Raw genomic sequence first — 14088 nt, 5'->3', positions numbered from 1 at the left:
ACCTTTACAGCGTGATTTCGCGGCCCTGGCGTGCCGATTCGTAGATGGCACAGAGCATTTTCATCACTTCGACGCCGTCTTCGACGGGGCTAAGTGTTTCTTTGCGGCCCTGTGTGCTATCGATAAAATGGTTGATTTCATTGCGGAACGATCCCATAAAATCGAAGGATTTAAAATCTACCTGTGGGGTCATGTTCAAAATGGTATTGAATTTCTCACCTATGATCGAAATTTCCGGCTCCAGCTCGGCACCGCCTTTGTCGCCATATAGCTTGACCGAAGTCTCATCCGCTTTGGCATGGAGCGTGAAGCTGACATCCACGAGTAGGCTTGCGCCGTTCTCGAAACGAATCAGGGCATTTGCCATATCCTCAACGGTGTTCTGTTCTGCATCATAGTCCGCTGCTTTGTAGAACGATAGATTGTTAATGTTCGAGCGGTTTCCTAATCGATTGGATACGTTAGCGGAGACGGATTTCACCTTCGGTCTGCCCATCAGATACCAGCATATGTCGATCACATGTACCCCGATATCGATCAGCGGGCCGCCGCCGGAGCGGTTGATATCCGAGAACCAGCCACCCGGATTGCCTAGACGACGCAGACTGGAGGCTTTGGCATAATAGATCTCGCCCAGTTCACCCTCGTCGATAAACTTCTTCAGAATTTGTGCATTGTCGCTATAGCGGCGAACAAAACCGACCTGAAGCAGCTTTCCGCTGCGGTGAACGGCCTTCTCTACTTCGAGCGCATCCTCAACGGTTTGGCATAGTGGTTTCTCACACAGCACGTTTTTGCCCGCGTCCAGAGCAGCAATACTAATCTCCCCATGGGAGTCGTTCCATGTACAGATGCTGACGGAATGAATTTCGGGCATTGCGAGCAGTTCCTTATAATCGGTAAACACATGAGGTGCATTATATTGCTTCGCGACTTCAGTGGCACGTACTGCATTCAGGTCACAGATGGCGTATATTTCAACCTCCGGGTTACTGGCGTACGCTTGCAAATGGCAATCGGATATGGATCCGGCACCGATAACGGCGACTTTCAATTTGGGCATAGTGCTGATTCCTCCATAAATAAAATAATTAACGTCCAACAGGTAGACGTTCCGGTTGCGAATCGTTCTTCCGATCGCTCTTATCTCCAGATTTCTTTAATCCTCTTTCTCAAAAGGGGAAATCCTGTGATAAAGGCGAGTTAATGCTTACGAAGTAGCTTTCTTGCAGAAAGCTTTTAGCTTCGTTTCTTCAGAATCGATTTCGCCCCCTCCACTACTTTTTCTGACTGAACTAACTTTCTGTCTGAGCCATACGTAACAAGTCATATTTCATTTAAAACAAGTACTCAGCCCTATGCCTCTTCCCATAGGCGGCGGACGTTTTCCATGGCAATGCGTGAGGCGGTTTTGCAATCCTCCATGCCTTCAAATTCAACCGAGATATATCCGTCATACCCGGATTTTTTCAATACACGGAATACCTTAGGCATGTCGATATCGCCATGGCCCACAATGGCACCGCGCAGGTAATTGCCATGCGAGGTTTGGAACCAGCCTTCACCGGGGTTCCGGTAGGAAGGTCTCCAGTAGAAGTCTTTGGCGTGCACGATCGACGCGTACGGAATGTTATTTTTCACGGCACTCACCGGGTCTTCGTCCACACAGAGGAAATTGCCGACATCCAGCGTGGTCTTAAAGTTACTCCGCGCCGTTTCGTGTAACAAACGCTGAATTCGCTCACTCGACTGCACATAGTACCCATGGTTCTCAACGCTTGTTGTGATTCCAAAATCCGCTGCATAATCGGCTATCCGCTGACAGGCTTTCACCAGTACCGTTAGGTCGATCTCGAACTGTGCTACAGTTCCCTCTGGTGCAGGGCGGAAAGCCACGTCATGACGCATCAGCTTCACGCCGAGCGCAGCAGCCACATCCACATGTCGCATCACATTCTGGATCTCTTGCTCCAACGCTTCGGCGTCCTCCTGAACAGCGAAGTTTGCGCCGATGGCGTAATTGGAAATGTCGATCCCGACCTCTTTTGCCACAGCTTTAATCTCATCAATCAACTCCGGATTATCGATCAGACTGAATCCCATCGGTACAATCTCCACATGTTCCCCGCCCTGATCGGCGATCCAACGAATGGCATCTGGTACGTTTAATTCTTTGCGATCCAATGCTTGTTGCAGACTGTAGGTGCTGAGTCCAACTTTCATTTTTCCTCATCCTCTCCTTTAGGACGTGTCCATACCCAACGTATACCTTTTTCCGGCGGACACGACAATTCTCATTAATCGTTTGGCTCACCAATTTTCCTTTTTCTAGCCCAAATCCGGTGTATCTACAAACGTTACGGCCAGTTCAGACGTCTGATGAAGCTCGAATACCATGATTTCATTCTCACCTTCACGAAGGAGCGGGGCTGGTACATATAACGTTTTTTGCGGTCCTTTATTCCAGTAGCGCCCCAGATTGAATCCGTTTACAAATACAACTCCCTTGGTCCAGCTATCCAGACGCAGAAAAGTATCTCTTACATTCGTGATATTAAACTCTTCTCGATAAAATGCTGGTCCCTTTACTTCATTAACTGTTTCGTTAATTGCCTCGCTAATCACATCACTAAATTGTAAACCCGACAGATCAGTTAATGGCAGACAATGAATCGTCCAATCATATAAAAATTGAAAGCCATGTCGTACCCCCTCCGTAATCCCCTTCGGATCTCTCAGGTATGGACCATAATTAATTCGCCCCATATTTTCGACAAGGATCAATAGTTCTGCGCCCTCTGGCGGTACTTCAAAGGAAATCAATAATTCCGTATTGCCCCGCTCGAACACACCTTGAAATTGCCCATCAACAAACACAAGCGCACGGTCATGCACCTCCTGAACCACCAGTTCCTGTCGCTCCCTTGGGCCGGATATTCGGGTTTGATAACAAATAAAGCCATAATCCTGACCCAGCTTCTCCATTGGTTCCGGATTCGTACGCTGCACCGGGGCTGATATCCGGTCCATCTGCGCCAGTAATGACGCCTGTTGGGTCAACTCCACCCGCCCATAAGCGATGGTCCCCTTCGATTCTGGCATCACAAGCTCACCCAGATCTTCATTGCTATACCGATCAATAAGATTACGCACCGCATGGAACTTCGCTGTCGGCTCCCCCGATTCACTAAGCAGTGAATCATAGTCGTAACTTGTAATCGTTGGTTCGTATTGATCCTTTTGCTGACAGTTCGCCCCGTTATAAAATCCAAAGTTTGTTCCACCGTGGAACATATAAAAGTTAACCGAGGCTCCTGCTCGAAGCATCTCTTCAAACACACCAGCCACATCTGCGGCTTCCCGGGTATGATGCGACTCACCCCAGTGATCAAACCAGCCGTTCCAATACTCCATGCACATTAAAGGTTCGTCCGCTTGATATTCACGCAGCTTGGCGAACGCTCCCTCCGTTCCTGATCCAAAATTAACCGTAGCCAGATGTCCTGGCACCGATCCCGCTTGCAGCATGTGGTCTGTCGGTCCATCCGAGGTAAATAACAACACATCCATACCGCGCTTCACCATGCCCTCACGTAAATATCGCAGGTAACTCGCGTCGTTCCCGAAGCTGCCGTACTCATTTTCAATCTGCATCGCGATGATCGGTCCGCCATGGGTGCTAAGAAGGGGTTTTAATTTGGGCAAAAGCACATCATAATAACGATCCACATTCGCCAGAAATTTTGAATCATTACACCGCAGACGAATCTCATCATCAGCAAGGAGCCAGGCAGGTAATCCGCCAAACTGCCACTCGGCACATATATAAGGACTTGGACGAACAATCACATGCAGACCCACATCTCCCGCAATGCGAATAAAACGTTCCAGATCAGCCATGCCTTCAAAACAATACCGACCCGGCTGCGGCTCATGGACATTCCACGGCACATACGTTTCCACCGTATTGAAACCGCAGGCTTTCAACTTGAGTAACCGATCCTCCCAATATTCGGGGACCACTCTAAAATAATGGATGGCACCCGACAAAATCCGAATGGGCTCACCATCATACATAAATTGTGAACCTTTATACGTCAGCACCGCCATGTTACAACCCTCCCCGCTCGCTCAGATATATGCCTAACCCGGACAACGTAGGATACCATCTGGATTCATGAATGCTTAATCGCATCTTTCTCGATGTGACCTGTGGGAAACAGCAAATTCGCTTATACCCCACCACCGTCCTCGTGTAGAACGTTTCCCAACCACCATCTGCCGTCTGTAACTCCAGTGTAAAACGCTCAATCCGTTGACCTGTCTGGATATGTTCCATCAGCACCACCCGGTCAAATGATCTTTCTTCCTGCAAATCCAGCTCGATCCAAGCCTGCTCTGTTCCTTCGTGAGGACACCAATACGTATCCCGTCGTTCCGTCAGCACTTCCGATACGGCATGTTGTTCATCCATCGTCTCCGATGCTTTTACCAGCGCCTGCAAGGCGAAATTTTCCTGAAAAATAGTACGTAGAGAATCTCCCAATTCCTGTAGTCGCTCCACATCCGTTTCGTGAATGAGACCACGCGTATCCGGTGGCAGATTGAGTAAAAAGGTGGCGTTGCCTCCAACTGCGCCGTAATAAACGGCGAGCAGTTCTTCCAGTGTTTTGACCTGATCATCTTCACTGGCATGATAGAACCATCCTGGGCGAATCGAGGTATTCACCTCTGCAGGGTACCAGATCAGTTGCTCACCTTGGGAACGAATGACCTCCCGGCTTCCCAAATCACTGTCCTGCGTATTGATCCTTGTGGCAAACTCACCATCATCCACCTGTTGTGATTGCTCCTGAATCTTCTCATTATCCTGCATATGCGCTGGCACAACGCTCCATTCCGATTCCCGTGTATGCCCTGCCTCATTGCCACACCAGCGAACATCCGGGCCACATACCGAGATGACAGCCTCAGGCTGAAGTTCACGAATAAGCGCATAATAGGCGTCCCAGTCATAGACCTGCCTTTTGCCATTCGGACCCTCACCACATGCACCATCAAACCATACACAGAAGATGTCGCCATAATTCGTAAGCAGCTCGCGCAACTGTTGGAGGAAAAACTCGTTATACCTCTCCGAATCTCCATAAGTGGCTTCATGACGATCCCAAGGAGACAGGTACACGCCAAACTTCAACCCACCCTCACGGCAGGCATCGGCGACTTCCCGAACCAAATCCCCCGTACCATTCCTCCACGGACTAGCCGCGACCGTATGCGCTGTAAACTGACTGGGCCACAAACAAAATCCATCATGATGCTTACATGTCAAAATCAGCCCCTTCATCCCCGCAGCCTTGCACGCCTGCACCCATTGCACCGCGCTCAGTTCAGAAGGATTGAATATCGCCGGGTCTTCCTCCCCAGTGCCCCACTCCTGATCCGTAAATGTATTTACTGTAAAATGAATAAACGCGTAGAACTCCATCTCCTGCCATCTCAGCTGCCGTTCGGATGGGCTGACCTGTGCTGCGGACTTAATCCATTCGGCTGGTTGCAGTTCACGATTCATGGCGTATCACTCCTTTTATTTAGCGCATCCCTATATCATTGGACCACCCTTGCTTGGACCACTACTCAGTGCACTACTGTCCATGAATGGATGTGACGCAAGCAATAACTGCTGCTTGGTTTCTTCAACCAAATGTGGATCAATGGGATAATTAAAGCTGCCTTTGTACCTCACGCCTGATCCCATATGGATTTCCGTAATACCTGTCTGACTCACTAGCTTTTGAATCCGCTCTATGGTGATCCCCGACCCTGCCATGACAGCGATGTTCAAGGTTTGCCCCAATTGCTGAAGCTGTTTCAGTTCCAGTATGGCTTCAGGCGCTGTCTGTTTCCCTCCCGATGTAAGCACACGCTCCACGTTGCCCAATGTGTTAATGGCCTTGAGCGCCTCAGTCAGGCTTGTGCTCACATCAATTGCACGATGAAACGTAACGCCCAAACCCTGAGCTTCGGCCATACATGATTGCAAGGATATGAGGTCGACTTCACCAGCTCCGGTGAGGGCACCGATCACAATGCCAGCGGCTCCAAGTTCCCTCGCCACGCGTACATCCCGGGTCATGGCGTGGATGTCATCTGCGCTATAGCGGAACGAGCGGCTATGCGGACGGATCATGACATACACCGGAATGGATACCTGGGACACCACATGCTCCATGACACCATAACTGGGCGTAAGTCCTCCTTCAGACATCGCAGACACCAGCTCAATCCGATCAGCCCCTCCCTCCTCAGCTGCTCTGGCATCTTCCACATTCACAGCAATGACTTCCAATACAGGCTGTCTTTCCATAAGGTCGCTCCCTTCACTTCATCGTAGATTATTCCAGAACCGTTAACCCGTATCGATACACATCTCTCGAACTGCACACAGCTTGATCCATGACATAAAGGACCGATTGAACGCTTCATCAGCGCTCCTACGGTCCTTCTTCATCATTATGGGCGACGGTCAGCTTCCCGGAACGCAATCCGAATAGGCTGACCTTCCTGAAAGATATATTGTTTGTGGGCAATGATCTTCATGAATGGGTTCTCCTTTGGGGACCGGAATGGGCTAGCAAATAGAGAGTGCAACGGACATCATATACTTTGTTTGATGATTTTTGTTATTTTTGTTATTTATAATGTTATTATCAATTAGCAATAGTCTAAAACGTTAGGATCAGAACGTCAATACAAAAAAGACACCCGGAGGATGTCTTCGTGTCTCGGATAACCTTCTGGTTATCCGAGCTTTTTCTATTTTCTACGCCGAGCCTTCGTCATTCGATTAAACATAATCAGTGCAGCAATAATCATGGCTATCATGGCAATATTACTCGCCACTTCTTGTGATAGTCCGAAAAGAACTCCCAGGTTAGTCACCAGGCCTCTTACAATAAGCGCCACCACAACCAGCAGGATTGGACTCAAAAAATTATAATTTCTCATTCCTCGCAACACCCCTGACCCCATTGTTCAGAACTACGAATCTCATAACACTATCATAACAGTAGCTATTCTGTGTTACAACAAAGGACACCCGCGTACAGTGTCCTTTGTCATATACCAACGTATTCTGCTTTGAATGACAGAAAAACCTTTTTGCTCTTATCACCTGATATTTCCGATTATCTTCTACACCTGCTTAAATTCGATCCAATCAATCTGGAGACCTGGTTTGGTGAAGTCCAGTTTCAATTCATACAGTCCTGCTTCAAGATCTACTTTGACAAGTTTCTGTCTGATCCATTTACCTTCCGTACCATTCGTTTGAATGGTGGTCACCAACTGATCATTCAGGAGCAGGTTACATGCACTTTGAGCGAGTTCCGGCTCAGGGGACATGATCTGTACGATAATCCGATAATGACCTGCCTCGTCCACTTTCATGTAGACGGGTTCAGCTACCGCAGGTTTCACCTGTGCGTTCTCAACCAGCGCCTGAGCTTGTGCAGCAGATAGGGATGCATTCGCTTGGAAAGAAGCGATATTCTCTACAATCTCATGTTTTCTGCCGGACACCGGTGCATTCATGATGAACTTGCAGATATTAATCGCCGAGCGTTGCAGTTCTCCGCGAGTCAATGTTCCATTTTCCAAGGATTCAATCGTATTATCGCCCCAGCCGTTGATCTCTGCGCCGTAGTTCGGTACAACCATGTAAAGATCATTCTGGGCACGAATCATCCAGTTGGTGTATTTGCGATCAGCTTCTCCACCTTCGGTCACATCATTCATATCCGCCCACCAGTCGGTCATTACGATTCCCTCGAAATTCCATTCGCCGCGTAAAATTGTGGTGTTCAGGTCGTAATTGGATGCCGCCCAGTGCCCGTTAACCGGGTTGTAGGAAGTCATGATGGAGTTGGCTCCGCCTTCTTTTACAGCGATTTCGAACCCTTTCAGGTAAATTTCACGCAGTGCACGTTCGGACACAACAGCATCTACTTTACTGCGGTGTTTCTCCTGGTTGTTGCAGGCAAAGTGTTTCAGTGTGGCATTGGAACCACCCTTCATGATACCTTTCGTACATGCTGCGGCAAATACACCCGAGATCAGTGGATCTTCGGAGAAGTATTCAAAGTTCCGGCCATTGAGCGGGCTCCGGCGGATATTGAGTCCAGGTCCGAGCAGGGTATCTACCTGATTTCTCAGCAATTCCTGTCCTTCCATCACGTACAACTCTTCAACAAGATCCTTGTTCCATGTCGCGGCAAGCAACGTACCAATGGATACCTGTGTTGCCTTCTCGCCACTATCCATACGAATACCGGACGGGCCATCTGCCGTACATGCTACCGGAATACCGTAGTTAAACAGGCTGTCGCTGACACCACCAAATGCAGATGCCGTCCCCGAAGTAACGAGCGGACTGCTCATGCCTTCGCCACGGACAATCGCCGCCAGATCCTGATCACTCAGTTGAGCGATGAAGGTTTCCAGACTTACTTTGCCAGCCTTAACGTCACTCAGCTTGTGGCCCTGGTTGCCCGTCTGCTCCAGCGTTTGCGGGAGATTCTGCTCAATCCGGTTCGCCATGGATATCTTACGTTTCGGTACTTCTGCATAAGTCAGTTCATAAGATCCATCTTCCTTGCGCGAACCTGGTTTCATTCGTGTAAAATCTTCAGTTGGGGCCATCGCTTCTTGCAGTTGCTCCACTAATTGAAGGGATTCAATCACATATCCATCCTGGCCATCAATGCTGATATGCTGCGCTTGTTTCACACTGGTTCCTACGTGCAGTCGGTATGTGCCTTCTTCCAATACGTACGCGGAAGCAAGACCTGTAACGCCTGCATCATCGTAAGATGCCATGGCATGGATTGGGAAGTTGATCGTCAGAAGTTCTGACTCGCCCGGCTGCAACAATCCTGTTTTACCAAAAGCCACCAAAGCCTTCACCGGTTGTCCCAGTTTGCCTTGTGGTGCTTCATAATAGACTTGCACAACCTCTTTGCCAGCATATGTTGTACCTGAGTTGGTCACATTTACACGAACTTCAATGTAGGTTTCGCCGTCTTTGGACACTGATTTTGCTTCTTCGTGTTGGGCCAAAAACGTCGTATAAGACAGGCCGTAACCGAATTCAAAGTGAACGCGCTCAGGTCGAAACGTTTCGAAATAACGATAACCTACATAGATATCTTCCTGATACAGGTTCTTGAACTCATTGCCGTAGTTGCTTGTCGAAGGGTAATCTTCGATGGAATATGCAATCGTATCTGTCAGTTTACCGCTTGGTGTAACGTCCCCCGCCAGCACATCGGCAATCGCATTACCACCCTCCATACCGCCATGCCAGGAGTAAATTACGCTTTGGATCGGATGTAGATACGTTTCGTTTAACCAGCTCATGTCGATGATATTTGAGACATTCAGCACAACGATTGTGTGTTCAAACTGCGAAGTAACTTGCTTCAACATCGCTTTCTCATCTTCTGTCAGTTGGTAACTTCCTGGCGCATCCGCATTATCCTGGTCTTCTCCTGCTGTACGTCCAATCACGATAATGGCTTTGCTGGATTTGCTTCTAGCCTGTGCAACAAGTTCATCCGTCAAAGGCATTTCTTTCTGATTCCATGGCTCGGCCGCCCATACTTTTCCGCCATCATCAAATGGATTTTCCTCAATCCACTTCTCATAGACAGTTGCCAGCTCTTCATTGACCGTTATATTCTTTTTGCTGCGCAGACCATCCAATAGATTCGTTGTGTACGCCACATGAACACTACCGCCTGAACCCGTGCCGCTCCGATAATAATTGACTTGAATCCGTCCAAAAACTGAAACGTTTTCGTTTTCACGAAGTGGAAGCACTTGGCCTTCATTTCTGAGTAAAACGGCTCCTTCTGCGGCAACCGTACGACTAAACTCTGCAAACCCTTCCAATGGAACTCCGATTTGATGTGTGCTCAATGATTTCCCTCCTGATTGTCATCCCCATATCTACGAATCGCTATATATAAAATGAACTAACAAAACGTACGCTCATTTGATATAAAAGATATTCTATGATCTGGTAGATTCACTTGTACATAGTCTCATATTAACAGATTCTATAGAAGAAATTAAATTAGATTTGTGCTTTATATATATTATTAAAAAATGTCCAGGATTAGCAGCATAATAAAAAGCCACGGACACCTGTTGTCCGTGACTTTTCTTGATTTTATATTACTCATATTAAGTCGTAAGTTTCGCATACACCAAGAAGAATAACATGTCTTCGCCCATGATCACATAAGCAGGAACCCGGTAGACCAGATCAACAAGGACAAATGCCACCAGTAACCCCACCATGACTGCCAGATGACGTGGCCGGAGTCGTAGATGTGCGTGTCTGTAGCGATGAAACACAAGGGAAGTTGACAAGAAATATAACAGCGTTGATCCAAATACAAACCCTAGCATGAACACATAGTTTAACTGATTCTGATATAACAGCTGAATTGAAGCAGCGATCATACTCATGGAGATGTAGATGAACAGATGGCCGTATATGATCGCTTGCCCGGCAGTCTGGATCTCTTTGCTGACCTTTTTCTCCACGTTGTCGAAGTACTGCCACCACATCGCAATGACAAATATGGACGTAAAGGCGGCAAACAGAATGGATTTCATATCCCAGTGATCGGCTTGCAGCACAGCGATAATGCTTACCACGGATTCACCCAGCAGGATAAGTGTAAAGAGCGCGAAACGTTCCAACAAGTGATGGGTCTGAACCGGTACCTTCACCAGATTTTTGCGTCCGATCAGCGGAAGCACAATGTCCACAGCAATCCCCGCATACAAAATCACGTAGCGTAACCAGGAATCGAAGAACAATGAACCTGATGAGATCAATATGCCAATAAGGAAACAGATACCCAAGTAACGAGCCGCTTGCTGCTGATGCTCGCCTTTTGACTTGTGAGCCGTCAGATACTGAATCGCCGTAAATGCCCGTGAGCCGATATATCCAATGAAGAAGGACAGGTAGTATTGGTCAAAATGGGTAGAGAGGCTTGCCGTCATGACCATAACGGACAGAAGCTGAAGGATGAGGAATATTCGATGGATCAGGATATCTTGACCATAGCGGTTAATAAACAAGGTCTGACCGACCCATGCCCACCAAACAGGGATAAAAATAAGCACAAACTTCATTAAATATTCAAACGTAATTACTCCATGTTCGGCATGCAACAAGACATGACCCGCTTTGGCGACCGCTGCTACAAAGAGCAGATCGTAAAACAGCTCCAGCCAGGTAACCTTTTTCTCCATCATCCTTCGTTGCTCCTTTAGGTTTTTCATTTACACATACACTTCGATGACGAGTAACCCTTCAATCGCTGTTATCCCCAGATTTTTTTGATTCCCTTTTCCTAAGGGAAAATCCGGGGATAGCATATGCTTCCGATGTAGCTTTCTTTCAGAAAGCTTTTAGGCGAACGCTTCGTTTTCAGGTTTTTTCTAATAGAACTCTTATTAATTCGCAGCTGTAGCAGGTGCGAGTGTTCTTACTTCAATCGGTTGCAGATTGTCCTCAATTTGAGGCCGGTATTTCTCAAACCACTCAGGCAGCATCAATTTTTGTCCAAGCGAATCAGCAGGTTCATCTTTGGCAAAGCCCGGAGGATCTGTAGCAATTTCGAACAGAATGCCGCCAGCTTCTCTGAAGTAGATTGCGTTAAAATACTGACGATCCCGAACAGGAGTCGGTTGATACCCGTAATCACGTACAGCTTCGCTCCACTGTGCATGCTCCTCATCGTCTTTTGCGCGCCATGCAATATGGTGCACGGTTCCTGCGCCGCCCATACCCAGAGGTATGCGGGTCACTGGAACATCTACAACATTACCGATATCCCCGCTGGACCGGAAACGGGCATACTCTTCATTTTCACTCACTCTGACAAATCCCATGATTTTCTCAAGAGCATCCATCGTTCTTTGCGGATTAACACTGAACAGGACAGCACCACCGAAGCCTTTGATCGCTTTATCTGTTGGAATCCCTTCGTGTGCCCAAGTGCTGGTTGCTCCTTCTTCACGTTCAACAAGCTCAAGCCGTAGGCCTTCGCTATCTTCGAATTGAAGCAGGTCTTCATTGAAACGACTTGTTTTGGTTACCTCAATGTTATACTGTTCCAGCCGGTTCTGCCAGAAGCCAATCGACCCAGGAGGAATGACATAGGAAGTGATGCCGACCTGACCTCCGCCAATTTTGCCCCGTGGTGATCCAGCGGATGGGAAGAAGGTAATGATGGTACCTGGGCTTCCGTGTTCATCGCCAAAATACAGATGATATACATCAGGTGCATCGAAGTTGATTGTTTTTTTCACCAGACGAAGTCCAAGAACTCCGGCATAAAAATCAACGTTGGCCTGTGGATCTCCTGCGAAAGCTGTAATATGGTGAATACCTGCTGTTTGAATAGTCATGATTATTTCCTCCTTGGTTTGGTAAGTGATTTATAGTAAGTTTGTATTATCTTTAAATTAAGATATATGATCTAGCGAATTATACTCTAGTTGTTATTTTGATTGGCCTGTTTTTGTTTCAATTTATCAGGAGTCACGTCATCGCCGTTGGGATCATAGATGGTTGCATTCAGCAGAATGTCGTTGACCGAACCGCGAAAAGTTTGCAGATATTCCTGGCGAAGACGAACCTGTTCCTCTTTCTCCATCTCCGTCAATCCGCCCTCTTTGGCTTTTCTTGAAAGTTCATTTATTCTGGTCAATGTTGGGATCATCATCTTGATCTCTCCTTGTGTAATGGATTAAAGATATTTGTTTGGGTTGCTATTTATATTTAAATTAAATATCTTAAGTTAAAGATAAATGATTTGTGATCTGTTGTCAACTCTTTTATCAAAATTAAAAAGGGCTAGCTCCGCAATAACTCAACCACTGCTGGACTAGCCCTACATGTATTTATTTGATTAGCCCAGCTTTTGACCACAATTTGGACAGAAGTTGGCTCCTTCATTTTTGGCTCCACAGTTCGGGCAGAAGTTTGGCTTCTTGTTGCCTTCTGTAGATGAAGATGTATTTGAACCACCGTTGCTATTTCCCGCTGGTTTCTGATCGTTATTCTGATTCTGAGACGAATTGGAATTATTGTTCTGGTTTTGGCCTTGATTCTGGTTCATGTTCTTCATCATTTCATTGGCCATGTTCATACCCATCATCATACCAGCCATATCTGAGGCCGCGCCGCCGCCCTGTACTTTACCGGATGAGATACCGTCTGTCATACTCACCTGCTGATACTTTTGCAGATTACCAATCATCTCATGCGAAGCGGTCTTTGTAATCATATCCTGAATCTCTTTTGGATAATTGAAGCTCATCACCTGGAAACCGGTAATCCCAATGCCGATGTCCATCATCTGCATATCCAGATCTTCCTGAATACCTTTGGCAATATCCGATGCGTTGGCCTGCAGGTTGAACATATCCTTCCCTTCGCGGCTAATCCACTTCATCAGAAGCTGATCCAGAACGGAAGTGATTCGGATTTTGACATCCTCCACCAGATAACTCTGCTTGATGCCTGCAATCTTATCAATCAGGGTGACATAGTCACTTACTTTAAAATTAAATGTACCGTTCGCCCGAATCGGCATCCCGCCCGGGAGTTGTGGTGTTGGAATCAACACCGGACTTTGTGTGCCCCACCGAACGGTGAACTCTTTTGTATTTACAAACAAGACTTCGACCCGCATGCCGCTGTTGAATCCAAATTTGAATCCTTTTAATGTAGAAAGAAATGGAATGATCTCGGAATCGATATTAAATGATCCTTCGTCCTCGAAAATGCCTTCCACTTTACCGTTATTCAGGAAAATGGCGTCCTGACCGGAACGGATGATGAGTTTACTCCCCTTCTTGATCTCTCGGTTACTCCACTTCCAAAATATCATGTCATCTCTGAATTCTTCCCATTCCACCACATTCGAAAACTGATTTCTAAAAAATCCCATACTAATTCCCATCCCTTCTATTAGTAAGCATTGTGTACCCAACATGCCT

11 protein-coding genes are annotated in these 14088 nt (G+C 47.1%); all 11 read right to left on the bottom strand.

The window, feature by feature from the left end:
* Positions 1-4 precede the first annotated feature (4 nt).
* Positions 5-1063 (bottom strand): Gfo/Idh/MocA family oxidoreductase, encoded by a 1059-nt coding sequence (locus MKY01_RS01170; protein WP_339285050.1) that lies wholly within the window; start codon positions 1061-1063, stop codon positions 5-7.
* A gap of 293 nt (positions 1064-1356) precedes the next feature.
* The gene (locus MKY01_RS01165; protein ID WP_339285048.1) at positions 1357-2223 is read right to left on the bottom strand and encodes a sugar phosphate isomerase/epimerase; all 867 of its coding nucleotides are present in this window, start codon (positions 2221-2223) and stop codon (positions 1357-1359) included.
* A 105-nt stretch (positions 2224-2328) separates the two neighbouring features.
* Positions 2329-4110, bottom strand: a complete 1782-nt coding sequence (locus MKY01_RS01160; RefSeq protein ID WP_282319719.1) for a beta-galactosidase family protein — start codon at positions 4108-4110, stop codon at positions 2329-2331.
* 1 nt (position 4111) lies between these two features.
* On the bottom strand, positions 4112-5572 hold the full coding sequence (locus MKY01_RS01155; protein WP_127546433.1) for an alpha-L-fucosidase: 1461 nt from the start codon (positions 5570-5572) through the stop codon (positions 4112-4114).
* A 30-nt stretch (positions 5573-5602) separates the two neighbouring features.
* Positions 5603-6367, bottom strand: a complete 765-nt coding sequence (locus tag MKY01_RS01150) for a copper homeostasis protein CutC (protein WP_127546430.1) — start codon at positions 6365-6367, stop codon at positions 5603-5605.
* A gap of 449 nt (positions 6368-6816) precedes the next feature.
* Positions 6817-7008 carry a hypothetical protein gene (locus MKY01_RS01145; protein ID WP_017691199.1) on the bottom strand — a complete coding sequence of 64 codons (192 nt, stop codon included), beginning with the start codon at positions 7006-7008 and terminating at the stop codon, positions 6817-6819.
* Between the two features lie 186 nt (positions 7009-7194).
* Positions 7195-9978, bottom strand: coding sequence for a glycoside hydrolase family 3 C-terminal domain-containing protein (locus MKY01_RS01140; protein WP_127546427.1), 2784 nt, complete (start codon positions 9976-9978; stop codon positions 7195-7197).
* A gap of 267 nt (positions 9979-10245) precedes the next feature.
* The gene (locus MKY01_RS01135; RefSeq protein WP_339285038.1) at positions 10246-11334 is read right to left on the bottom strand and encodes a low temperature requirement protein A; all 1089 of its coding nucleotides are present in this window, start codon (positions 11332-11334) and stop codon (positions 10246-10248) included.
* A 201-nt stretch (positions 11335-11535) separates the two neighbouring features.
* The gene (locus MKY01_RS01130; protein WP_339285036.1) at positions 11536-12492 is read right to left on the bottom strand and encodes a ring-cleaving dioxygenase; all 957 of its coding nucleotides are present in this window, start codon (positions 12490-12492) and stop codon (positions 11536-11538) included.
* 86 nt (positions 12493-12578) lie between these two features.
* On the bottom strand, positions 12579-12806 hold the full coding sequence (locus tag MKY01_RS01125) for a DUF896 domain-containing protein (RefSeq protein WP_339287056.1): 228 nt from the start codon (positions 12804-12806) through the stop codon (positions 12579-12581).
* Positions 12807-12995: 189 nt separating this feature from the next.
* Positions 12996-14039, bottom strand: coding sequence for an SPFH domain-containing protein (locus MKY01_RS01120; protein WP_339285034.1), 1044 nt, complete (start codon positions 14037-14039; stop codon positions 12996-12998).
* Positions 14040-14088 lie beyond the last annotated feature (49 nt).

Origin of the sequence: Paenibacillus sp. FSL R5-0486 (assembly GCF_037975155.1) — a bacterium.
Taxonomy (GTDB): domain Bacteria; phylum Bacillota; class Bacilli; order Paenibacillales; family Paenibacillaceae; genus Paenibacillus; species Paenibacillus amylolyticus.
Note: the sequence above shows the minus strand (reverse complement) of the source record. Positions and strands in the feature narration are given on the sequence as shown.

Bases quoted from the DNA above. Each gene is read 5' to 3' on its own strand.
- MKY01_RS01130 (WP_339285036.1), bottom strand. From the start codon at position 12,492: ATGACTATTCAAACAGCAGGTATTCACCATATTACAGCTTTCGCAGGA.
- MKY01_RS01165 (WP_339285048.1), bottom strand. From the start codon at position 2,223: ATGAAAGTTGGACTCAGCACCTACAGTCTGCAACAAGCATTGGATCGC.
- MKY01_RS01145 (WP_017691199.1), bottom strand. From the start codon at position 7,008: ATGAGAAATTATAATTTTTTGAGTCCAATCCTGCTGGTTGTGGTGGCG.
- MKY01_RS01170 (WP_339285050.1), bottom strand. From the start codon at position 1,063: ATGCCCAAATTGAAAGTCGCCGTTATCGGTGCCGGATCCATATCCGAT.
- MKY01_RS01120 (WP_339285034.1), bottom strand. From the start codon at position 14,039: ATGGGATTTTTTAGAAATCAGTTTTCGAATGTGGTGGAATGGGAAGAA.
- MKY01_RS01150 (WP_127546430.1), bottom strand. From the start codon at position 6,367: ATGGAAAGACAGCCTGTATTGGAAGTCATTGCTGTGAATGTGGAAGAT.
- MKY01_RS01125 (WP_339287056.1), bottom strand. From the start codon at position 12,806: ATGATCCCAACATTGACCAGAATAAATGAACTTTCAAGAAAAGCCAAA.
- MKY01_RS01135 (WP_339285038.1), bottom strand. From the start codon at position 11,334: ATGATGGAGAAAAAGGTTACCTGGCTGGAGCTGTTTTACGATCTGCTC.
- MKY01_RS01155 (WP_127546433.1), bottom strand. From the start codon at position 5,572: ATGAATCGTGAACTGCAACCAGCCGAATGGATTAAGTCCGCAGCACAG.
- MKY01_RS01160 (WP_282319719.1), bottom strand. From the start codon at position 4,110: ATGGCGGTGCTGACGTATAAAGGTTCACAATTTATGTATGATGGTGAG.